The 21,725-nt window shown below is 62.7% G+C and carries 15 protein-coding genes; 8 read left to right on the forward strand and 7 right to left on the reverse strand.

The features are described 5' to 3' along the window. Positions 1-9: 9 nt before the first annotated feature. Positions 10-1,383 carry a glutamate--tRNA ligase gene (gene gltX / locus NKH93_RS17960; protein WP_352770326.1) on the forward strand — a complete coding sequence of 458 codons (1,374 nt, stop codon included), beginning with the start codon at positions 10-12 and terminating at the stop codon, positions 1,381-1,383. Here gltX and NKH93_RS17965 read toward each other — a convergent pair. Next, a complete protein-coding gene (locus NKH93_RS17965) occupies positions 1,301-2,485 on the reverse strand; it encodes a DUF2865 domain-containing protein (protein WP_352971199.1) in 1,185 nt (394 codons plus the stop codon). The genes gltX and NKH93_RS17965 overlap by 83 nt on opposite strands. A 266-nt stretch (positions 2,486-2,751) precedes the next feature. On the opposite strand from NKH93_RS17965, the gene NKH93_RS17970 reads away from it, so the two are divergent. Beyond that, entirely contained in the window at positions 2,752-3,372 is a 621-nt protein-coding gene (locus NKH93_RS17970; RefSeq protein ID WP_352971201.1) for a DUF1287 domain-containing protein, read from the forward strand. Between the two features lie 12 nt (positions 3,373-3,384). Here the strand turns inward: NKH93_RS17970 and NKH93_RS17975 are convergent, their stop codons facing one another. The 3 genes from NKH93_RS17975 to NKH93_RS17985 form a co-directional block, all read right to left on the reverse strand. After that, positions 3,385-5,709, reverse strand: a complete 2,325-nt coding sequence (locus NKH93_RS17975; protein ID WP_352971203.1) for an NADP-dependent malic enzyme — start codon at positions 5,707-5,709, stop codon at positions 3,385-3,387. 229 nt (positions 5,710-5,938) lie between these two features. Continuing rightward, complete coding sequence (locus NKH93_RS17980) at positions 5,939-6,376, reverse strand: hypothetical protein (protein WP_352471736.1); 438 nt, start codon at positions 6,374-6,376, stop codon at positions 5,939-5,941. A gap of 126 nt (positions 6,377-6,502) precedes the next feature. Then, positions 6,503-7,282: an SDR family oxidoreductase gene (locus NKH93_RS17985; RefSeq protein ID WP_352471735.1), complete on the reverse strand. Its 780-nt coding sequence runs from the start codon at positions 7,280-7,282 to the stop codon at positions 6,503-6,505. Positions 7,283-7,402: 120 nt separating this feature from the next. Between NKH93_RS17985 and NKH93_RS17990 the strand changes: the two genes are divergently transcribed. Beyond that, entirely contained in the window at positions 7,403-8,224 is an 822-nt protein-coding gene (locus NKH93_RS17990) for a UDP-2,3-diacylglucosamine diphosphatase (RefSeq protein ID WP_502896459.1), read from the forward strand. Positions 8,225-8,351: 127 nt separating this feature from the next. After that, entirely contained in the window at positions 8,352-9,569 is a 1,218-nt protein-coding gene (locus NKH93_RS17995; RefSeq protein WP_352971206.1) for an MFS transporter, read from the forward strand. Here the strand turns inward: NKH93_RS17995 and dgcA are convergent. After that, positions 9,540-10,523 (reverse strand): N-acetyl-D-Glu racemase DgcA, encoded by a 984-nt coding sequence (dgcA, locus tag NKH93_RS18000; protein ID WP_352971208.1) that lies wholly within the window; start codon positions 10,521-10,523, stop codon positions 9,540-9,542. The genes NKH93_RS17995 and dgcA overlap by 30 nt on opposite strands. Before the next feature lie 78 nt (positions 10,524-10,601). On the opposite strand from dgcA, the gene NKH93_RS18005 reads away from it, so the two are divergent. From NKH93_RS18005 to NKH93_RS18020, 4 genes are read left to right on the forward strand one after another with little or no spacing between them, the layout of a single operon-like run. Beyond that, positions 10,602-11,786, forward strand: coding sequence for an ABC transporter permease (locus tag NKH93_RS18005; protein ID WP_352613793.1), 1,185 nt, complete (start codon positions 10,602-10,604; stop codon positions 11,784-11,786). A 1-nt stretch (position 11,787) separates the two neighbouring features. Next, positions 11,788-12,606 (forward strand): ABC transporter ATP-binding protein, encoded by an 819-nt coding sequence (locus NKH93_RS18010; protein ID WP_352613792.1) that lies wholly within the window; start codon positions 11,788-11,790, stop codon positions 12,604-12,606. Positions 12,607-12,619: 13 nt separating this feature from the next. Next, positions 12,620-13,993, forward strand: a complete 1,374-nt coding sequence (locus NKH93_RS18015) for an MlaD family protein (protein ID WP_352540616.1) — start codon at positions 12,620-12,622, stop codon at positions 13,991-13,993. 37 nt (positions 13,994-14,030) lie between these two features. Further along, on the forward strand, positions 14,031-14,684 hold the full coding sequence (locus NKH93_RS18020; protein WP_352502487.1) for an ABC-type transport auxiliary lipoprotein family protein: 654 nt from the start codon (positions 14,031-14,033) through the stop codon (positions 14,682-14,684). A 41-nt stretch (positions 14,685-14,725) separates the two neighbouring features. On the opposite strand, the gene NKH93_RS18025 is transcribed toward NKH93_RS18020, so the two are convergent. Together NKH93_RS18025 and NKH93_RS18030 are read right to left on the reverse strand one after the other, a co-directional pair. Beyond that, positions 14,726-15,181, reverse strand: coding sequence for a macro domain-containing protein (locus tag NKH93_RS18025; RefSeq protein WP_352448960.1), 456 nt, complete (start codon positions 15,179-15,181; stop codon positions 14,726-14,728). Positions 15,182-15,312: 131 nt separating this feature from the next. Beyond that, positions 15,313-21,699, reverse strand: coding sequence for an apolipoprotein A-IV repeat region-like domain-containing protein (locus NKH93_RS18030; protein WP_352971211.1), 6,387 nt, complete (start codon positions 21,697-21,699; stop codon positions 15,313-15,315). Between the last annotated feature and the right edge of the window lie 26 nt (positions 21,700-21,725).

Genomic DNA, 21,725 nt, shown 5'->3' on the forward strand with positions numbered 1-21,725 from the left:
GCCCTGCTCATGACAGTTACCGTCCGTTTCGCCCCGTCACCGACCGGCCGCATCCATATCGGCAATGCGCGCACCGCTTTGTTCAATTGGCTGTTCGCCATCAAGAACAAAGGCCGCTTCATCCAGCGCTTCGACGACACCGACGTCGCCCGTTCGACGCAGGAGTTTTCCGACGCTATCCTATATGACCTGCATTGGCTGGGCATCTTCCCCGATGCCACGGAGTACCAGTCGCGGCGGGTCGAAATCTACGATGCCGCACTGGAGAGGCTGAAGGAGGCGCGCCTCGTCTATGCTTGCTATGAGACGCCTGAAGAGCTCGACCTGAGGCGCAAGGTGCGCCGCACGCGTGGCCTGCCGCCAGTCTATGGCCGCGAGGCGCTGACGCTGGCACCCGAGCAGGTGGCGGAATATGAGGCCGATGGCCGGCGGCCGCACTGGCGCTTTCTGCTGCCCAACTTCAGCAGCGATCCGCTACAGCCGGAGCGCACCGAAATCCACTGGAACGACCTGGTGCGCGGCGAAGAGACCGTCGACCTCGCCTCGCTTTCAGACCCGGTTCTGCGGCGTGAGGACGGCACCTACCTCTACACATTGCCTTCGGTTGTCGACGACATCGACATGGGCATCAGCCATGTCATTCGCGGCGACGACCACGTCACCAATACCGGCGTCCAGATAGCCCTGTTCCGAGCACTTGGCGCGGAGCCGCCGGTGTTGGGCCACCACAATCTCCTGATAACGGCATCAGGCGAGGGACTTTCGAAGCGCACCGGCGCGCTGTCCATCCAGAGCCTGCGTGAGAGCGGCATCGAGCCGATGGCGATCGCTTCGCTGGCGGTGCTCGTCGGCACCTCGGAAAACGTCGTGGCGGTGCCAACGATGGCCGAGCTAGTCGAGCGCTTCGATCCGGCTGCAACATCGAAATCCGCCGCCAAATTCGACCCGGACGAGCTCTTCGTGCTCAACCGCACGCTGCTGCATCACATGCCGTTTTCCGAGGCGCGCGACCGGCTGATCGTGCTCGGCATCTCCGGCGAACAGGCCGAGTCTTTCTGGCTGGCCGTGCGCGGCAATCTCGACAGGCTGGCCGATGCGGCGATCTGGTGGCGTACGCTTCGAGACGGTCCAGAGGAGCCGGCGGAGTTTTCCGACGAGGACCGCGACTTTCTTCGCCAGGCATTCGAGTTGCTGCCGGAAGAGCCTTGGAACGGCACCGTCTGGAAGGACTGGACGGGCAAGATCCGAGCGGCGAGCGGCCGTAAGGGCAAGGCGCTGTTCATGCCGCTCAGGCTGGCGCTTACGGGACAGCCTTCGGGTCCGGAGCTTGCAGATCTGTTGCCGCTGCTGGGTCGGGAAGGAACGTTGGCCCGACGACCCTGACCTTGCGCTGCTCCGGCGGCGGCAGCGATGTCGGCGAGGGCACAGGTTTGACAGCAAGCCGTTTGATCGCCTCACGGTCGAGGCCGCCTTCTGCATTGGCCAAGGTCTCCGGGTCGGCGGCCGGATCAGGCCTGGCAACCAGCAGCGGAACGAACGGGGTGGTCGCCACGTTCGCCTCAGATTGTCCCGGGGTTGGCGGGTTGCCGGCAATGATCTCGAAATTTTGCCCGGCATTGCAGCCGCAGGTCGGCGGCCGCGGCATGTCGGATTGCTTGTAGAGGTAGGCCGTCGGCAGTTCGATATAAGGCCTGCCCGTCACCGAAGACGTCATCGACGCCGAATCGCTGTTCATGCCGCGCGTGTAGAAAACCTGCATCTCGGTGCCGGGGCAGCTCGATTCGCAATTCTTCTGATCGCGCTCGAAATCGCCCAGCGAGGCAGCATTCGACATCGGGAAGAAATAGCCGTCGCAGGTCCGCACACACATGGTGCGGAATTCGCCTTGGGGCTGGCCCATGTCGGCGCTGTTGAGCACGGTGCGGATGTTGCCCGGCTGGCTCAGTTCTTCAGCCTGGTCGGCCTCTTCGGGCTGACTGCCCAAAAGCTGGTCGAGCAGGTTTCGCTTGCCGTTTTCACGGCTGGCTTCGCGGACCGGCGCGGGCGTCCGGGCCGCCGCATCATCGCGGCAGCCATTGGCGTCAAGCAACGTCAATATGCGCGCACGATCACGTCGCGAACCACCGCCGGCAAGGTCGCCGCGCTTGGCCTGCAGGGCGTCGAGATTGGCTGCCATGCGATCGATGGTGGCGTCGAGTGCTGCGCATGCGTTGGCGTTGCGGCGAGACAGCGAAAAGCCGCAGCCGGCGCTGCTGGCCTGCCTGACGGCCTTTGAAATCTGCTGGCGCTGCCGGACGATTGCGTCGTCATATTTCCTGAGCAATGCCGGTTTGCCGCCGCCACCACGAGAAGCGGCGGCAAGATCGGCTTCAAGCTGGCGGCAGAGGCGGGAAGCGGCCTGTGCCTGAGTGGCGGCAATGCCGCACAGCACCACGGCGCCGAGCAGCGCAGCGGCCCGCGTCAGCTTCCAACTTGCGCCCGTCATCCCTCCGGAACTCCGCCTGCCTGTCGTTCAGAAAGCTACCGCGCTTGCGGTTAACCGTTTGTTTAGCATACCGCCGATTCCGCCTTCAGCCCAAATCGGCGATGGCTTGCGCCAGTGCGCGGCTTCGATCACGACCGGTGCTGTCATTTCGACCACGCCACACTGCGTATTCGGACAGAGCCAGAACCGCGACGTCCTGGCACTGCACGAAAAAGGCGTATTCGCCCAGAAGAATGCCTGGATTCAGTAACGCCCGGAGGCTTGGCATGACCGCGATTACCCGTCGAGCCGCGCTGCAGTTTGGTCTTTTGTGCCTGGCGATGCCGGATGCCATGGCGCAGCAAAAGCCCATCGCGCTGGATTGGGGTACCAGATTGGTTGAAGCTGCCCGTGAGCAGATCGGCGTCACCACACTCTACGATCCGACCTATACACGCCTGGCCTATCCGGGCGGGGACGTTGGGCCCGAGCGGGGTGTTTGCACGGATGTCGTGATCCGTGCCTATCGCCGCGCCTTCGATCTCGACCTGCAAAAATTGGTGCATGAGGATATGCGGGCCAATTTTGCCGCCTATCCGAAGGCTTGGGGCCTGAAAGCGCCGGACCGCAACATCGACCACCGCCGTGTGCCCAATCTTGCGGTCTATTTCGAGCGGCGCGGTGCCACCTTGCCCGTCAGCCAAGACCCCGCCGATTATCGGCCTGGGGATCTCGTCGCCCAGATGCTGCCCGGCAATCTGCCGCATATTGCCATCGTGTCGTCCAATCGCTCCACATTGGTACCGACAAGAAGACTGGTCATTCACAATATCGGCGGCGGCGCCAGGGAAGAGGACACTTTGTCTGCCTTCAGGCAGACAGGGCATTTCCGGTTCAAGCCAGTCTGAGAAAGCCCGCGGCTATCCCAGTTCGACGATGGCTTGCGCCTTATGCGCGGCTTCGACCACTGCCAGTGCGGTCATGTTGACGACGCCGCGCGACGTGACCGACGGCGTCAATATGTGCGCCGGGCTGTCGGTGCCGAGCAGGATCGGGCCGACATGCAGCGCGTCCATCATCGTGCGCAGCGCGGTCAGCGTGATGTTCGCCGAATCGAGATTGGGGAACACCAGCAGATTGGCTTCGCCCTTCAGCCGCGAATGCGGATAGACGCGCTGGCGCAGCTGCTCCGACAGTGCCGAGTCGGCATGCATCTCGCCGTCGCATTGCAGGTCGGGCGCGATGCGCGCCAGGATCGCCGCCGCCTGCCGCATCTTCATGGCGCTTGGCGAATCGCGGGAGCCGAAATCCGAATGCGAAAGCAGGGCTGCCTTGGGCTCGATGCCAAAACGCTGAATCTCCTCGGCCGCCAGAACGGTCATCTCCGCAATCTCCTCGGCGGTCGGATCGACGGAGACATGGGTATCGGTGAGGAAGATGATGCCGCGCTGCGAAATCAGCATGGAAAGCGTCGACAGGTCGCGATCCCTAATGCCGGCGCGTGGCCCGATGATCAGCGTGACGTTGCGCAAATGGCGCTCGAAACGGCCCTCAAGGCCGCAGACCATGGCGTCGGCGTCGCCGCGCTTCAGGGCAAGGGCGGCGATCACCGTATTGTCGGTGCGCACCATGGTGCGTGCCGCTTCCGTAGTCACCCCACGGCGGCCGGCAAGCTCGATCAAAAGGTCGACGTAGTGGCGGTAACGCGGATCGTCTTCCGGGTTGATCAGGCCGAAATCGACGCCCGGCTTGATGCGCAGCCCATAGCGTTTCAACCGCACGTCGATGACGTGCGGGCGGCCGATCAGGATCGGTTCGGCTATGCCTTCCTCGAGCACGACCTGCGCGGCGCGAAGCACGCGCTCGTCCTCGCCGTCGGCATAGATGACGCGCTTAGCGCTCGACGTCTTGGCCATCGAGAACACGGGCTTCATGACCAGGCCGGAGCGGAAGACGAAGCGGTTCAGCTTGTCGATATAGGCGGCGAAATCGGTGATCGGCCGGGTCGCGACGCCGGTCTCGCAGGCTGCCTTGGCAACGGCGGGGGCAATGCGCAGGATCAGCCGCGGATCGAAAGGCGAGGGGATCAGGAACTCCGGGCCGAAGATCGGCGTCTCGCCGGAATAGGCGCGCGCGGCAACGTCGGACGGCTCTTCGCGGGCAAGCGCTGCGATCGCCCGAACGGCGGCCATTTTCATCTCTTCGTTGATGGCACTTGCGCCGCAATCCAGCGCGCCACGGAAGATGTAAGGAAAACAGAGTACGTTGTTGACTTGATTGGGGAAATCGGAGCGGCCGGTGCAGATCATCGCATCGGGTCGCGCCGCCCGTGCCGCTTCCGGCATGATCTCGGGATTGGGGTTGGCCAGCGCCAGGATCAACGGCTTGGGCGCCATGTGGTGGAGCAGTTCCGGTTTCAGTACGCCGGCGGCAGACAGGCCGAGAAACACGTCGGCGCCGGGCAGAACGTCAGCCAGCGCGCGCGCCTCGGTATCCTTGACATAGGGGTCTTTCCAGCGGTCCATCTCCTCGACGCGGCCCTTATGGGCGACCCCGAACCGGTCGGTGACCCAGATGTTTTCGACCCGCGCGCCGAGCGAGACCAGTAGGTTGAGGCAGGCAAGCGCCGCAGCACCAGCGCCCGACGTGACGATCTTGATGTCTGAGATGGACTTGCCGGCGAATTCCAGCCCGTTGAGCACGGCGGCGGCGACGATGATGGCGGTGCCGTGCTGGTCGTCATGGAAGACTGGTATGCCCATCCGAGCTTTCAACTGCTCCTCGACTTCGAAGCATTCGGGCGCCTTGATGTCTTCCAAGTTGATGCCGCCGAAGGTTGGTTCCAGCGCCGAGATCGTCTCGACCATGCGCTCGATGCCCGGTGCGTCGATCTCGATGTCAAAGACATCGATGCCGGCGAACTTCTTGAACAGCACCGCCTTGCCCTCCATCACCGGCTTGGAGGCGAGCGGACCGATATTGCCGAGGCCGAGCACCGCCGAACCGTTGGTGACGACGCCAACAAGATTGGCGCGGGCTGTATAGTCGGCAGCGGTTGCCGGATCGTCGCGGATTTCAAGGCAGGGGGCGGCGACACCCGGCGAATAGGCAAGCGCCAGGTCGCGCTGGTTGCCCAGCGGTTTCGTCGCCTGGATTTCAAGTTTTCCGGGACGGGGATGCTTGTGGAAATAAAGCGCCGCTTCGTCGAGGTCGGATCGGGCCGCCTTCTTGCTTTCGCCTGTCATGACGGCCGCCTCCTCAGTTCAGTCCGTTTGGTGTTTTGAGTCTCTTAGCATGCAGCCGAGGCTTTTCGAGAGGTGATATGTCGCAAGCGCGAGCTTACGGCTTGCACCGCCCGCCGGCCCTGTACGGTCTGCCATTGAAATGTTGGGGCGATAGGCGCGTTGCTGGAGCGAGCTGCGAGCCGAATGTCTGCTTCAGGTGGTGGTTTGCGGACGATTAGGTATTCTTTCGCTAGTTCGCTGTGGGGCTGTTGCTCCTATAAAGTGCACGAAAGAAACTCTTGGAATAGCGATCGTACCAAGCGGCAGCCCACTCGCCGACAAGTCGCTCTGTCGACGACACCCTACGCCGGTAGTCGACTGTTCGGCGGATACCTCCTTCTTCCTCAAGCTCGATGTCCAGGTGAGTAAACTTTGGGGCCGCATCCGAAAACCTGAGATACATGTATGCAAACACCGCGATATGACGTTTACCCATTGATAAGCAACGATTTTCAATCGCCACCACCGCAGACTGGACTGTGGCGAAATCCTCTAGCCTAACCGCTCGTTCTAGACGAACGAAGTCAAGGAACAATCTCCGGTCGGTAATTGCAAGGTTGCCGTCGGCCGTGTCTCGAACCCCGTGCGACAGCAGTTTTTGCGCAACAAAGCGATAAATAGACGCCATTCGCCGGTCTCATTTTCATTTGCGAGGCAGGACATAGCATGCGGACTAACCCTAGTTCTTGTGAACTGGGCGCCCTTTTTGAGGTCGTCTCCCACTATTCAGTGGGCATTGAGCATTGGATTCTCGCTAGAACGCACTGACATAGAGGCCGCCGTCGACCGGTATGTTCTGACCGGTCAGGTAACCGGCATGGACCGAGCACAGGAAGGCGCAGATCTGGCCGAATTCCTCCGGTGTACCGAGCCGTTTGGCCGGAACGTTGGCTGCTGCTTGCGCTTTGCGCGCGGCGGCGGCGGCTGGATCTTCGGGCGTGCCGGCCTCGTGCGGGCCGCGCAGCCGGTCGGTGTCGAGTTTTCCCGGCAGCATGTTGTTGATCGTCACATTGCGGTCGATCACCGTCCGCGCGACGCCGGCAAGCAACGAAGTGAGGCCGGCGCGGGCGCCGGACGACAGGTCGAGGCCGGGGATAGGCACATAGACCGACAGCGAGGTGATGTTGACGATGCGGCCGAAGCCGCGCACCGCCATGCCGTCGATCACGGCCTGAACCAGTTCGACAGGGGTCACCATGTTCTGGGTGACGCCCTCGAGGATCTTTTCGCGGTCGAGCGCGCGGAAATCGCGAAACGGCGGACCGCCATTGTTGTTGACGAGGATGTCGGGATCGGGGCAGGCGGCAAGCAGCGCCTTCTGGACATCGGGCTTGGATACGTCGCCGACGATTTCGGTCACCTTGACGCCGAATTTCTCGCGCAGTTCAGCGGCGGTTTTGGCCAGCACGTCGGCGTTGCGGCCATTGATCACCAGATCGCAACCTGCCTCTGCCAGTGCCATGGCGCAGCCGCGTCCCAAGCCTTTGCTCGAAGCGCAGACGATGGCCTTCTTGCCGCGAATGCCGAGATCCATGGTGATTTTCTCCTCTGATTGCCGCCGCAACCTATCCGGATGGCTGGACCAATCGCAACCGTCATACGGTTGTTGCATGAATCGGGGCATAGGCTCAGGCGAAAGCAACGGTGACAAATGATGTACGGCGCAGAGCCTCGCACTTTCCGCAGCATGTTCATCTCCGACGTCCATCTCGGATCGAAGGCGGCGAAGGCCGAATTCCTGATCGATTTCCTGCGCCATCACGATGCCGATATCATCTATCTCGTCGGCGACATCGTCGACGGCTGGCGCCTGAGACGAAGCTGGCATTGGCCGCAAAGCCATAACGACGTGATCCAGAAATTGCTGCGCAAGGCGCGCAAGGGCGCCAGCATCACCTACATCGCCGGCAACCATGACGAGTTCGCGCGACAGTTCCAGGGCGTTCATTTCGGCGGCATTGTCGTCGCCGACCGCGCCATCCACGACACCGCCGATGGCAAACGCCTTCTTGTCATCCATGGCGACCAGTTCGACACCGTCGTCCATAATGCGCGCTGGCTGGCCTATCTCGGCGACTATGCCTACGACGCGGCGATGCTGCTCAACCGCGTCATCACACGTCTGCGCCAGGTGCTCGGCTTGCCTTATTGGTCGTTCTCGTCCTGGGCCAAGGTCAAGGTCAAGAAGGCGGTGAATTTCATCGGCTCGTTCCAGACCGTGCTGACCGAGGAGGCGCGCCGCTCGCATGTCGACGGCGTGATCTGCGGGCACATCCACCATGCCGCGATCGAAAGCTATGAGGACGTGCAATACATCAACACGGGCGACTGGGTGGAGAGCTGCACGGCGGTGGTCGAGCATTTTGACGGCAGGATGGAGATCCTGCACTGGGCGCATGTCCTGCCGGAGACTCCGGTCGGCAGCGAGGTGCTCGTGCCGATCGACATCAAGGGCAGGGCAGTCCAGGCGGCTTGACCAAATCCGGCCGCATCTCGCTTCAATCGGTTAGTCCAGCGGTTTCATCGACTTTTTCGCCGTGTTAAGCAGCGGCAGGTGTGGCGGGCCGACCCGGCTGAATGCCGTGCCGACGGATCGCCTGTCAATGTCCTCGCTGCCGCCGCTTTCGCCCGAACAGCTCGTCAAGCCACGCCATTTCGAACTGCGCATGAGCTTGATCTTCTTTACGCTCTTCGTTCCGCTCGGGACGCATGTGCCGTATTTCCCGCTGTGGCTGCAGGCGAAGGGGTTCCATGCCGAACAGATAGCCGTGATCCTCGCCGCGCCGATGTTCCTGCGCGTGGCGACGACGCCTTTTCTTACTGCGCTGGCAGACAAAGCGAGCGATCGCGCCAATGTCTATGTTGCGCTGGTCGCCGCATCGCTGATCCTGTCCGCCGGCTACCTCCTGCCGCCGACCTACACAACGGTACTTGCCGTGTCGCTGGCCCTGACGGTGGTCTGGACGCCGCATTCGCCGATTGCCGATTCGCTCGCCCTTTCAGGTGTTCGCCGCTTCGACTCGAATTACGCAAGCATGCGCAAATGGGGCTCGATCTCCTATCTCTGCGCCAATCTCGCCGGCGGTTTCATCCTGTCGGCGAGCGGTGCCCAGGCTGTCCCGGTGGTCATCTTCGCGGCGCTGTGTGCCGCGCTAGCCGCCGGACTGATTGCGCCGCGCCTCGGCCGTCCACGCCGCGCCTCGCCGCTTTCGGCCGCCGATATCCAGCAATCGGTACCGAAACTCCTCAACCGGTACTTCCTCTATTTTTCGACAGGCGTCGGCGTCATCACCGCCAGCCACGCATTTCTCTACGGTTTCGTGTCGATCTACTGGAAGTCGATCGGCATCAGCGATTCGGTTGTCGGGCTTCTGTGGGGGTGGGGCGTCGTCGCCGAGATATGCATGTTCGTCGTTTTCACCCGCGCTTTCGCCTCCTTCTCGGTCGTCTCAATCATGCTGATTGCCGGGATCGGCGCGATCGTGCGCTGGTTCGCCTTTCCGCTGATCTGGCCGCTTGGGCTTGGCGTTGGCGGGTTTTTCGCGATCCAGACGCTGCACGCGGTTTCGGTGGCGCTGGTGCTGATCGGCCTGCAAAAGATGATCGGTGAGACGGTCGCGGAAGAACGCACCGGGGCGGCGCAAGGCATCGCCTACTTCTCCAATGGCTTCTTCATGGCGGCGGCGACGCTGATTTCCGGTCCTCTTTACGACCGCTTCGGCGCAAATGGCTTCTTTGCGATGATCCCGATCGCTCTGACGGGCCTGGCTCTGATCGGGCTTGCCGCGCGGTCAGCCCCACAGCGCCCGCTCGGGCGGTGACACCAGCGAACCTTGGTAGACGAGACCGGGAACGCGGTCGCTGGCCAGCAGCAGCGGACCGTCGAGATCGACGAAATCGGCATCCTGCGCCAACAGCACGGCCGGCGCCATCGCAAGCGATGTGCCGACCATACAGCCGACCATGACACCAAGAGCCAGTTCGCGGGCGCGGTCGCGAAGCACGAGTGCAGCGGTCAGGCCACCCGATTTGTCGAGCTTGATGTTGACGGCGTCGTAAAGGCCGACAAGCGCTTCAAGGTCCTTCGCCTCGTGCACGCTTTCGTCGGCACAGATCGGTACCGGATGCGCGATGTGGCGAAGAATACCGTCATGTCCCGCCGGCAGCGGCTGTTCGATCAAGACGATACCGTGCTCGGCGGCAAAGGCGAGGTTTGCGACGATATTGTCGTCATTCCAGCCCTCATTGGCGTCGAGAATGATTCGGCTGTCGGGTGCTGCCGCCGTCACTGCACGGATGCGCGCGATGTCGTTGTCGCCGCCGATCTTGACCTTGAGTAGCGGGCGCTGGGCGTTAGCGCGGGCCTGCGCCGCCATCGCCTCCGGCTCGGCGAGCGACAATGTATACGCCGTCTCAAGCGGTCGTAACGGAACGGTTCGTATCGTATGCGCCACGGGTGTTCCGCTGATCTTCGCTTCCAGGTCCCAGAGCGCGCAGTCGATGGCACTGCGTGCCGCGCCGGCAGGCATGGCATCGAGCAGGGCGATGCGGCTGATGCCGCGCGCGATCTCGCTGCGCATCGCCTCGATCGCGTCGCGCACACCCTCCATGGTTTCGCCATAGCGCTTGTAAGGGACGCATTCGCCGCGTCCTGTACGGCCGTTTTCGGTGATGGCGCAGGAAATCACCTCCGCTTCGGTCTTCGAGCCGCGCGAAATGGTAAAGGTCCCGGCTATCGGAAAGCGCTCGGCCTCGACCGAAATGACACGCGCCATATTTTTCTGCTCCGGCTGTGCAACAAGGAGGATATCGGCAAATCGACAGGTCGGCCCCGTCAGGCTAAACAGGACGCCATGTTGACCATCCGCAAACGCGACGCAAGCGGCCCTGCCAAGGAGCCCGATCACCAGCCGCGCATCGCGATCGGCGAGGAGGGCGGCGTTCTCGGCTGCGCTTTCTCGGGAACCTGGACGACGCGCACCGTGGCGCTGGTCGATGCCGAGATGCGCAAGATCGAGAAGCGCAGCGGCTTCAAGACGCTGGCGCTCGACCTTTCACAAATCGAGAAGATGGACACAGCCGGGGCGTGGCTGATCGACCGCCTGGTCAGCAGCTTCGAAAAGAAGGGCGTCGAGATCACGATGCAGGGGCAAAGCGAGATAGCCTCGATCCTGCTTGGCGCCGTCGGGGACGCCGTTCGTCGCGAGCCCGAATCAGGTCCGGCAAAGCCGCCCAACTTCATCATTCGCGGGCTCGAGGCGGTTGGCCGGCGCGTTTATGAGATGCGCGACGATTTCCTGGCCGCAATGAATATCCTCGGCGCCACGATACGCGGCTCGCAGATGAAGCTTGGCCGTGGCCATGCCGTCAACATGGCGGCAATCTTCAACCAGATCGATCGCATGGGTGTCGGCGCCATACCGGTAGTCGTGCTGATGTCGGCCATCGTCGGTGCGATCGTCGCCCAGCAAGGCGCTTATCAGCTCAGCTATTTCGGCGCCGACATCTTCGTCGTCGACCTGGTCGGGGTGCTGATCCTGCGCGAGCTCGGCGTGCTGATGACGGCGATCATGATCGCCGGCCGCTCCGGTAGTGCGATCACCGCCGAGATCGGCTCGATGAAGATGCGCGAGGAGGTCGATGCGCTGAAGGTGATCGGTCTTAACCCAATCGGCGTGCTGGTGTTTCCGCGGCTCGTCGCGCTGGTCGTCGCGTTGCCTTGCCTGACGATCATCGCCAACTTTGCCGCACTGGGCGGCGGCATTTTGGCTGCATGGCTCTACTCCGATATTGCACCGGCAGCGTTCATCGACCGGCTGCGTGTCGCAATCGACCTCAGCACCATCTTTGCCGGCCTGATCAAGGCGCCGTTCATGGCCATGATCATCGGCATAATTGCCTCGGTCGAGGGCATGAAGGTTGGCGGCAGCGCCGAATCGCTTGGCCAGCATGTGACCGCCTCCGTGGTGAAGTCGATCTTCGTGGTCATTATCCTCGACGGGCTTTTCGCCATGTTCTATGCAGCGATCGAGTTCTGAGATGGCGCTGCCGGGCACAAACACGACCAAGGTGGCGGCGAAAGCCAAAGAAGACGAGATCGTGCTGTCGGCGCACGACGTCACGGTGTCGTTCGCCGATCAGGTCGTTCTGGACAAACTGTCGCTCGATATCTGGCGCGGGGAGATTCTCGGCTTCGTCGGTGCCTCCGGTGCCGGCAAATCTGTTCTCTTGCGCACCATCCTTGGCTTGACGCGCAAGCAATCGGGAACAATCAAACTGTTCGGCGTCGACGTCGAGAAGGCAACCGAAAGGGAGCGCCTTCGCATCGACATGCGGCTTGGCGTGCTGTTCCAGCATGGCGCCCTTTTTTCGGCGCTGACGGTCCTCGAAAACGTTCAGGTGCCGATGCGCGAATATCTCGATTTGCCGAAGAAGCTGATGGACGAACTTGCCATGCTCAAGGTCGAGCTGGTCGGATTGCCGCCGGATGCGGCGCAGAAATTCCCCTCCGAGCTCTCGGGCGGCATGATCAAGCGTGCTGCGCTGGCGCGCGCCCTGGCACTCGACCCGGACATCGTTTTTCTCGACGAACCGACGTCCGGGCTCGATCCGATCAGCGCGGCTGAGTTCGACGAATTGGTCGTCAAGCTGCGCGATACGATGGATTTGACCGTGTATATGGTCACGCACGATCTCGACACGCTGTTTACGGCGTGCGACCGCGTGGCGGTGCTTGGCAAAAAGAAAGTGCTGGTCGAGGGCACGATCGACGACATGCTCAGGAGCGAGGAACCCTGGGTAAAATCCTATTTCCGCGGAAAACGCGCCCGGCAACTTGATCTTGCGGCGCGCGCATAGCCATAAGTGAGCAATGGAAACCAGGGCCAACTACGTCATTGTCGGCATTTTCACGCTGGCCGCGATCCTCGCGGCTTTCGCTTTCGTCTATTGGACGGCGGCAATCGGCGAAAAGGGTGAGACGACGGTGCTGCGCGTGCGCATTCCAGGCTCCGCTTCGGGGCTCGGCCGTGGCAGTTTCGTGCTGTTCAATGGCGTCAAAGTCGGCGACGTGCGCCGTGTCTATATCGACGTCGACAATCCGACCGCTGCTATCGCCGACACCGAAATAGACCGGAATACACCCATCACCAAGTCGACGCAGGCCGATATCGGGCTTGCCGGCCTCACCGGCCAGGCCAACATCGAGCTCAAGGGCGCCGACCCCAAGGAGCCAAAACTTCTCGACGAGGCGGAAAAGGAAGGCCGTGTCGCCGAGATCGTCGCCAATCCGTCGGCGGTCACCAACCTGCTGCAGACGGCGCAGAACATCTTCACCCGCGCCGACAAGGTCCTTTCGGAGCTCGAAGGCTTCACCAAGGATGTTCGCGGGCCGCTGACGCAAACCGTCAACAATGTCCAGACCTTCTCCGATGCACTGGCCAGGAATGCGGACGGCGTCGACAAGTTCCTGGCCAGCGTCAGCTCGCTGGCGGACGAACTGAAGGGTGTTTCGGGCAAGCTCGACGGCACCCTGAAGGCGGCGGAAGGGCTACTCAACGCCGTCGACAAGGACCAGATCAAGAGCATCGTCGCCAATGTCGACACAGTCACTTCCAACCTCAAGGAAACCAGCAAGCAGTTCGACACGGTCATCAAGAACGTGGACACCGCGGTCGGCTCGATCAACGACTTCGCCCAGAAGACGCAAGGCACGCTGGCCAAGGTCGACGGCGTTCTCGACGGCATCGATCCGGCTGAGGTTCGCACCGCGCTGGCCAATATCCAAAAGGCCAGCGAAAACGCCAACGAGGCTGCCGCCGACATCGCCAAGGTGACCAACAAGTTCGCCAACCGAGCCGACGACATCGATGAAACCATCAAAGACGCGCACCAGCTCGCAGGACGCCTCAACGATGCCTCGGTGCGAGTCGACGGTATCCTTGCCAAGGTCGACAAACTGCTCGGCTCCGGTCAGGCCGACGGCGTCATGGCCGATGCGAGGGCGACGCTCAAATCGTTCAAGCAGGTCGCCGACACGCTGAACGCCCGCCTCGGCACCATCACCGACAATCTGGCGCGGTTCTCGGGACAGGGGCTGCAAAACGTCGAATCGCTGGTCCAGGACAGCCGTCGTTCGATCAACCGCATCGAAGAGGCGGTGACCGACCTCAGCCGCAATCCACAGCGGATCCTGTCCGGCGGCGAGGGTGAGGTCCGGCAGTTCGACGGCAGGGTGCGCCGTTGACTTCGGCCTGCGCCCACCGCAAGAACATAGCTTGCGGATGCGCGTTGTTTCCACGATCCGGGGGGGATCGCGTTTGAAATCGATCAGTTCAGGCAGCGTCAGATCGAGTGGGTTCAAGACCGGAGCGGCACTGCTGGCGCTTTCGCTCGCCGGCTGCGCGGCGCTGGGCGGCAAGCCGGCGCCGCTGGATACGTTTGAGCTTTCGGCGCCGTCGCTGGAAGCGCGTGCCCACAGCCGTCGCCAGATACTCATCGCTCAGCCATCGGCGCTCAAGGCGCTGGACAGCCAGAACATCGTCATTAAGCCATCGCCGCGATCGATCCAGTATCTCAAGGGCGCGCAATGGGCCGACCGGCTGCCGATGATCGTACAGGCGCGGCTGGCAGAGACGTTCCAGCGCTCGGGCAGCTTCACCGGCGTCGGCAAGCCAGGCGAGGGGCTGGCGATCGACTATCAGGTGATCGTCGAGATCCGCTCGTTCGAGGTGCGTGTCGATGGCGGCGAACATGCCGAGGTCGAGCTGTTCGTGCGCCTGTTGAATGACCGCAACGGTGAAGTGCGCGCTTCGAAGACGTTTAGCGCCATCGCGCCCGTTTCGGGCAATGGCAACCAGGCCTATGTCGGCGCGCTCGATGCCGCGTTCGGCGATGCGGCCGGGCAAATCGTCCGCTGGACGGACACCGTGATCTGAACCGGGCTAGCTGCTGTGAGGCGGCTGGAGACCGAAGCAGCTCACGGAGCGTATTCGACAAGCGTATGATCTTCGCCCGCGAGTTCATCGTTGATGATTGAGGCTATGGTTTCCCAATCACCTCCAGCCAGCCCTGCGCCAATTTTCGGGTAGCCGATTCTTTTGCCCGCGAATTTACCTTTGACGGCCTGCATGACTTTTCGAATTGCCTGGTAGTCGGCTTTCACGCCTTTGCCCTGCCAATGGAACTGAGTGTAGCCGTTGACAACATGGAAAATGCGGCTGCCTCGCTTGATTTCGGCAACGGATATGCTTCCCAGCTTGGCTGGGTCACCCTTCAATGTCGCGCAATCCGCAGCATATGCTTCGGGAAAACGCTGCTTTATGGAAAGAGCAATTCCTTTGCCCATCTGGCACTGGCAGTTGCATCCATGCACAATGACATCGAACGTTCCGTCGAGCGCAAGCTGAAGCAGATCACCGCGAATTGTCTGCATTGCCACGAGATACCGGCCTCTGCTCTGGGCGCAAACATCCGACCAAATCAGGAGATTTGCGGACTATCTTTTTCAGTATCGGGTCTAAGCAGAAAGGGCAGAGTGCACTTTCTGTTTTCCTGTCCCGCCGCTTAGTGCAGACGGCCGCTGGCATGGGCAAGCATGGTGTAGACCTTGCCGGTGTCCGACGTCAGGTAGGTCTGCGCCATGATGTTGTCGCGGTCGTTGCGCGACACGTCCTTGAGCAGCTTTTCGAAATCGTCGCAGTAACGATCGACAGCAGCGCGGAACTCCGCCTCTGACTGATATTTGCGGCGGATCTCGTCGAACGTCTGTTGGCCCTTCAGCGTGTAAAGTCGGCGCGTGAAGACGTCGCGCTCGCCGCGCCGGTAGCGGTTCCACAACTCGATCGAGGCGTCGTGATCGATGGCGCGTGCGATATCGACCGAGAGCGAGTTCAGCGATTCCACGACATGAAGCGGCGAACGCGCAGCGGGAGCCGGGCGCGGCGCTTCGGCAGGCGCTGCCGGCTTGGCGTCGTCTTCGCGCGATGCACCGGTCAGGAGGTCACGCACCCAACCGCCCTGCGGCGTGCGGCCGTTGGGGTCGCGCTGGCGCGGCGCTTGGTCTGCGGGACGTTCGAGGTCGAGCGTGCCGCGCAGCGCCGTCTCGCCCGAAGGCGCCTGCGGTGCACGGCGCTGTTCGGGAGCCGGAGCCGGGCGACGTGGCGGTTCGGCGGGGCGTGCGGCAGGCGCTTGCGGCGCCGGACGCAGGTTGCGCTGTTCCGAACTGTCGGCGCTGCGGCCAGATTTCGCAACGATTTCAGAAAGTTCCTTCAGCGCGTTGATCTGCTCTGAAACGGCACGGCGGATAGCCGTGGTTGATTCCTTTGCCTCTTCCGGCATCTCGATGACGCCTTTCTTAAGCTCGGCCCGGGTGAGGTCGAGCTCGCTCTTGATCGAGCCGGCGGTACGCCGCATCTCCTCGGTCGCATCGGCAAAGCGCTTGGTTGCCGAATCGACCACTTCGGAAATCGCGGTACGGATCTTGTCGGCGGATTCCAGCGTCTTGCCCTCGGCGTTCTGCAGCGTCTGGCCGACCAGATTCTCGAACGAGCGCATGACCCTTTCGAGATCTTCCGACTTCTTCACAAGGCCGACGGCAAGGTCCTCCAGCGACGATTGCCTTTCGAGCGTGTGCTCAAGATTGCTCTGGGCCGAGCTCAACAGGTCCGAGGCACTGGAAAGCAACCGGCTGTGCTCGTCGAACTTGGTGGCGATTGAAGCAACCTCGCGCAAGGTCGACGACGACAGCTCGGTGAGCCGCGTCGTGTTCGAATCGACCAGACGCGCCGAACTGGCGAAGGTCTGCGCGGTCTTTTCCGTGGTCGCCGCGAAGCTTTGCGTGCTCCCGGTCAGGCGTTCGTCGACCTGGCCGAGATTGGTCGCCGCCTGCTCGATCAATTGACCGAGCTGCGAGCTGGAGGTGGTCATGCGGCCGATGAGGTCGGCAACGCTGTCGGCAAGCGTCGAGCGCGCGCCTTCGACGGCCGACAGGGTTTCGGCCGTGCGGCTGGCGATGGCGTCGACGAGGGCGGCGTTTTGATTGCGCAGCTTCTCGGTCGCACGTTCGGTGACCTCTTCCATGCTCTTTTGCAGCTCGGAGCCGCCCTGGGCGAAGCGCTCGACCAGAGGCCGCGCCGTCTCGTCCAGGATTTTCGATATTTCTGCCGAACGGGCCGCAAGCATCGTACTGAGCTCGCGAGTATTGGCACCGATGGTCTTTGCAGCGTCATTGGTGCTCTGACCGATATGCTGGCCGACCGCGGTGAAGGTTTCGGCGATGGTGTTGGCACGCGAGACCAGTTGCGCTTCGGCACCCGAGACTTGTTCGTTGAGCTTTTGGCCCATTGTCTCGGCGGAGTAAGCGAGGCGGTTCTCGACGCTGGCGACCTGCTCCTCGACGCGGGCCGCAGTGGCGGCAGCACTCGATGCCAGGCGTTCGTCGGCACCGGCAAGCAGTTGCTCGATTTCACGGGCATGGACTGCGAGTTCCTGGCCAGTCTGCCTGGCGCGTTCGGCAACCCGCTGCTCGGTGCTGGTGAAGGCACCGACAATGGTGTCGGCATGTTCGCCGATTGCGGTGCTGCTGTCAGCGATACGGGACACCAGGCGATGATCGGCCTCCTCGAAGATGCGGCCGATCTCGGACGCACGGGCCGAAAGTGCTTCGGAGCCCTCGGCAATGCGCGAAATAAGTTGCTGGTCGGCGGCATCGAAAATGCGGCCGAGATCCGACGCGCGTGCCGCGAGCGCTTCGGCGGATTCGCCGATGCGCACGCCCAGCCGCTCGTCGGCTGTTTCGAAATTGCGCAGGATGTCGCCGGCACGCGCCGCCAGCGACTGGGCCGTTTCGATGGCGCGAGAGACCAGCCTGTGGTCCGCCGCGTCGAAGGTGCCGGCAATCTCACTTGCTCTGGCTGCCAGCTGATCGGCCGTTTCCTGGGCACGCGCGAGCAAGCTGTTCGACGTGTCGTCGACGCGGGCAATCAGTGCGCTCGACGTATCCTCGGCGCGGGCGGCGAGGCGACGATCCGCCTCTTCAAAGGTGCGGGCGATGTCCTCCGCCCTGGCGAGCAGGGCGGCCGAGGTCTGCTCGGCGCGCTCGGCGATCTTGCGGTCGGCATCGCTGAATGCCGCGCCCGCCTGCTCATGCAGCGCGCTGGTAACTTCCATGACCTTCTCGCGCAGCGCGCCGGCGACGAAGACCGCGCTTCTTTCGAGCACACTGCGCACGTTGTCGACACCCGTCGACAGCGCCCGCTCCATTGTGCTGGCGCGCTCTTCAATGATGCCTGTCTGCCGGCTGAACGCCTGCTCGATCTTTTCTACGTCCGCAGCGATCGCATCGGAGATGTCGGTGCTCCTGGCGGCGATCTGGTCGATATGGCCGGACAGCGAACGGTCGACATCCTTGCGCGTTTCGGCGAGCCTGGAGAGATCGTCCTGCAGTGCGCGGGTCAGCATGTCGCGACCCTCGCTCAGCTTGCCGACATGACCGGCGACAATCTCGTCGACCTCGCTGCGGCTCATTGCAAGCCTCTCCAGGTCGGCTTCCAACGCGCGCCTGAGGATGTCGCGGCCTTCCGCCAGTTTCTCGACCTGGCCGGCAACCAGCCCATCGATGCTCGAGCGGCTTTCGGCCAGCTTGGCGAGATCGTCCTCGAGCGCCTTCGACAGGGTCGAGCGGTCCTGGACGAGCTTCTCTGCGTGGGTTGCGACAAGGCTGTTGACGTTGCCGAGATCGGCTTCCAGCGCACGCGAAAACTGCGCGCGATTATCGGTCAATAGCTGCGACTGATCGGCGATGGCGCCCCTGATCGTGTTGAGATCGGCCTCCAAGGCGCGCTTGAGGATATCGCGGCCTTCGGCCAGTTTCTCGACCTGGCCGGAAACCAGTCCGTCGATGCTCGAGCGGCTTTCGGCCAGCTTGGCAAGATCGTCTTCCAAGGCGCGCTTGAGGATGTCGCGACCCTCAGCCAGCTTCTCGACCTGGCCGGCGACCAGCCCGTCGATGCTCGAACGGCTCTCTGCCAGCCTGGCAAGATCGTCCTCGAGCGCTTTCGACAGGGCCGAACGGTCTTCGGCAAGCTTGTTCATATGTTCGGAGACGACGCCCCGCACGGTCTCGAGATCGGTCTCCAGTGCCCGCGACAGCTGACCACGGTCTTCCGCCAGCTTTTCGGACTGGCTGGCGATGACGCCCTTGACGGTGCTCAGATCGGCTTCGAGCGCACGCTTGAGGATGTCGCGGCCCTCTGCCAGCTTTTCGACCTGGCCGGCAACCATCACATCGATGCTCGAGCGGCTTTCGGCCAACTTGGCGAGATCGTCTTCGAGCGCCTTCGAAAGGGTCGAACGGTCTTCGGCGAGCTTGTTCATGTGATCGGAGACAACGCCCCGCACAGCCTCCAGGTCGCTCTCCAGTGCCCGCGACAACTGGCCACGGTCTTCCGCCAGCTTTTCAGACTGGCTGGCGATGACGCCCTTGATCGCGTTTAGGTCCGATTCAAGCGCGCGCTTGAGGATGTCGCGGCCTTCGGCCAGCTTCTCGACCTGGCCGGCAACCAGCCCATCGATGCTCGACCGGCTTTCGGCCAGCTTGGCAAGATCGTCTTCAAGCGTCTTCGAAAGCAGGCTGCGGTCGTCGGCGAGCCTGCCAGAATGATCGGCGATCAGGCTCCTGATGTCGGACAGGTCGTTATCGAGTGACTGGGAAAGCCCGCTGCGGTCTTGCGCCAATTTCGCCGAATGGGCCTCAATGAGGCCATTGATGCCGGCGATGTCGGCTTCCAGCGCACTGGCGAGTATGGCGCGACCCTCGGCGATCTTTTCGACTTGACCGGCGACGAGGCCGTCGATGCTGGCGCGACTCTCTGCCAGTTTGCCGAGGTCGGCCTCGAGCGCGCGCGAAAGGATGCTGCGGCCCTCGGCGAGCTTGCCGACATGCCCGGCAACCATTTCATCAATTATCGTGCGGGCTTGCACGAGTTTTCCAGAGTCTTCGTTCAAGGCCTGGGCAAGCCTGTTGCGACCCTCTTCAAGGCTTTCGAGATGGCTGCCCAGCGAAGCGTCGATCGCTGCGCGCGATTCGTTGACCTTGCGCAGATCCTCTTCAAGGGCGCGCGAGATCAGGCCGCGGCCTTCGGCTAGCTTCTGCACCTGGTTAGCCACCGCTGCGTCGATTTCGGCGCGACCTTCGGCGAACTTCGCCAGATCGGCCTGCATTGCCGCCGCCATCCGGTCGCGGCTTTCGGAAAGCTTGCGGCTGTGGTTCTCGACGGCTTCCTCGATGCCGGCGCGAGCATCGGCAAGCCGCTCGATGTCCGTATCGAACGAACGCGATACGACATGGCGCGCCGCTTCCATGCGCCCGGCGAAATCGCCGGCGCGGGCTTCAAGCATGGTCGAGGTCGATGAAATGATGTCGGCCATGTCGGCGCCGATCTGGGTCTTGCCCTGATCGATCATCGCCGACAGCGTCTCCTTGCTATCCTGGAAGGTGTGGGCGATTTCGCGGGCGCGCTCGACCAGCGTCTCGTTGATCTGGCGTGCGCGAGCCTCCAGCGCGGCGTTGAGCTTCTGCGTGCCGGTGTCGAGCGCCTCGGCGCGGGTCTGGAACTCGCTGATCAGCGCCTGGCCACGTTCAGCAAGCGTCCGCTCGATGCCGTTGAGACTGGCTTCGAATTCCGAATTGAGTGTGCGGGCGGCACCGCCGAGCAGCGACACCATGCCGCTCGTGCGGTCGTCGAGCAGGTCGGTCAGTGACCGCGTCAGGCCGTCGGTGGTGTCCGTCAGCTTGGCGATCCGGGTGTCGAGCAGGCTGGCGAAGGCCTCGCCCGACGTCGACAGCCGATCGGTGATCGATTCGAGCCGGCCTTCCACCGAATCGAAGATCGACATCGAGCTTCCGTTGATCCTGTCGATCAGCGTGTCGCCGGATTCGTTGATCGTCATCGACAGCTTGGTCGAGGCGTTGAGAATGCTGTCGCGAATGATATCGCTGGCGGCGTTGATCTCGTCTTTCAGTGTCTCGTGGGCGCCGGTGATCGAGGCGCGCACGCGCTCGGCATGGGTGACGACCGCTTCGCGCTCGCTGCCCAGCCCGTCGACCAGCGAGCGGATGCGGGACTCGTTCTCTGAATAGGAGCGCTCGATCTGGTTCACCTCGCTGTGGACCAGCGTTTCGAGCTCGACGGCACGCGCAAGCGTGCGTTCGATGCCTTCGCCCATGGCTGCCACCTCGCGGCGAACCGCTTGGCCGATCATCATGACGCGATCCTGGGCAAGATTTTCCGGCTCGGCCAGACGGAAGGCCACCTCGGTCATCGACTGCGCGGCAAGGCGCATCTCCTGAGCGCGGCGAATCATCACTGCGAATGCCCAGAACAGGATGACGGGCACTATTGCCGCGACCGCCAGGCCGATCAGCTCCGGACGGGCGAAAAACTGATCGAAGGTGCGGATGTTCCAGATGCCAGGTCCGAACAACAGGTTCGCAAGGCCGCCAGCGCCGGCGATCCAGGCCAGCGAAACGAAAGCCACGACCCAGTAGATCGTGTTCGAGGCGCGGCGATTGAGGGTGTGCAGGAGCGTCTTATAGTCTTTTTGACGATCGTCGTTGGCCGGCGAGAAAGCTGCCGGCTGGGAGCCATTGCGCGTTGCGACAGGACGCAACTCAGCCGGCTTGGCCTTTGGCGCGGGATTTGCGATCTGGCCTTGATTGGCGGCAGGTGCCGCGTTCTGGGTCTGGTCCGGGGCAGGCGCTTCGTTCTGGCTGCGACCTTCGCGCGCCAGTTCGTCGGCGGCTTGCGATATTTGTGCTTCGAGATCTTCCATGGATGCAGCCATGTCGAAGTCGCCGCCGGCATCGCCGCTCAGATCGATATCAAGTGCCTTTTCAAGTTCCCTGGCTACGTCGCTGTCGAGCGTTCTTGTCGTCGTTGGTTTCTTCGCCATGCCTTCGCTACCCTGTACAAGCTGCC

Source organism: Mesorhizobium sp. M0954 (assembly GCF_040319155.1).
In the GTDB taxonomy this organism is placed as follows: domain Bacteria; phylum Pseudomonadota; class Alphaproteobacteria; order Rhizobiales; family Rhizobiaceae; genus Mesorhizobium.

Coding starts and splice junctions, on each gene's coding strand:
- gltX (WP_352770326.1), top strand. CDS start 10: ATGACAGTTACCGTCCGTTTCGCCCCGTCACCGACCGGCCGCATCCAT.
- NKH93_RS17965 (WP_352971199.1), bottom strand. CDS start 2,485: ATGACGGGCGCAAGTTGGAAGCTGACGCGGGCCGCTGCGCTGCTCGGC.
- NKH93_RS17970 (WP_352971201.1), top strand. CDS start 2,752: ATGACCGCGATTACCCGTCGAGCCGCGCTGCAGTTTGGTCTTTTGTGC.
- NKH93_RS17975 (WP_352971203.1), bottom strand. CDS start 5,709: ATGACAGGCGAAAGCAAGAAGGCGGCCCGATCCGACCTCGACGAAGCG.
- NKH93_RS17980 (WP_352471736.1), bottom strand. CDS start 6,376: ATGGCGTCTATTTATCGCTTTGTTGCGCAAAAACTGCTGTCGCACGGG.
- NKH93_RS17985 (WP_352471735.1), bottom strand. CDS start 7,282: ATGGATCTCGGCATTCGCGGCAAGAAGGCCATCGTCTGCGCTTCGAGC.
- NKH93_RS17990 (WP_502896459.1), top strand. CDS start 7,403: ATGTACGGCGCAGAGCCTCGCACTTTCCGCAGCATGTTCATCTCCGAC.
- NKH93_RS17995 (WP_352971206.1), top strand. CDS start 8,352: ATGTCCTCGCTGCCGCCGCTTTCGCCCGAACAGCTCGTCAAGCCACGC.
- dgcA (WP_352971208.1), bottom strand. CDS start 10,523: ATGGCGCGTGTCATTTCGGTCGAGGCCGAGCGCTTTCCGATAGCCGGG.
- NKH93_RS18005 (WP_352613793.1), top strand. CDS start 10,602: ATGTTGACCATCCGCAAACGCGACGCAAGCGGCCCTGCCAAGGAGCCC.
- NKH93_RS18010 (WP_352613792.1), top strand. CDS start 11,788: ATGGCGCTGCCGGGCACAAACACGACCAAGGTGGCGGCGAAAGCCAAA.
- NKH93_RS18015 (WP_352540616.1), top strand. CDS start 12,620: ATGGAAACCAGGGCCAACTACGTCATTGTCGGCATTTTCACGCTGGCC.
- NKH93_RS18020 (WP_352502487.1), top strand. CDS start 14,031: ATGCGCGTTGTTTCCACGATCCGGGGGGGATCGCGTTTGAAATCGATC.
- NKH93_RS18025 (WP_352448960.1), bottom strand. CDS start 15,181: ATGCAGACAATTCGCGGTGATCTGCTTCAGCTTGCGCTCGACGGAACG.
- NKH93_RS18030 (WP_352971211.1), bottom strand. CDS start 21,699: ATGGCGAAGAAACCAACGACGACAAGAACGCTCGACAGCGACGTAGCC.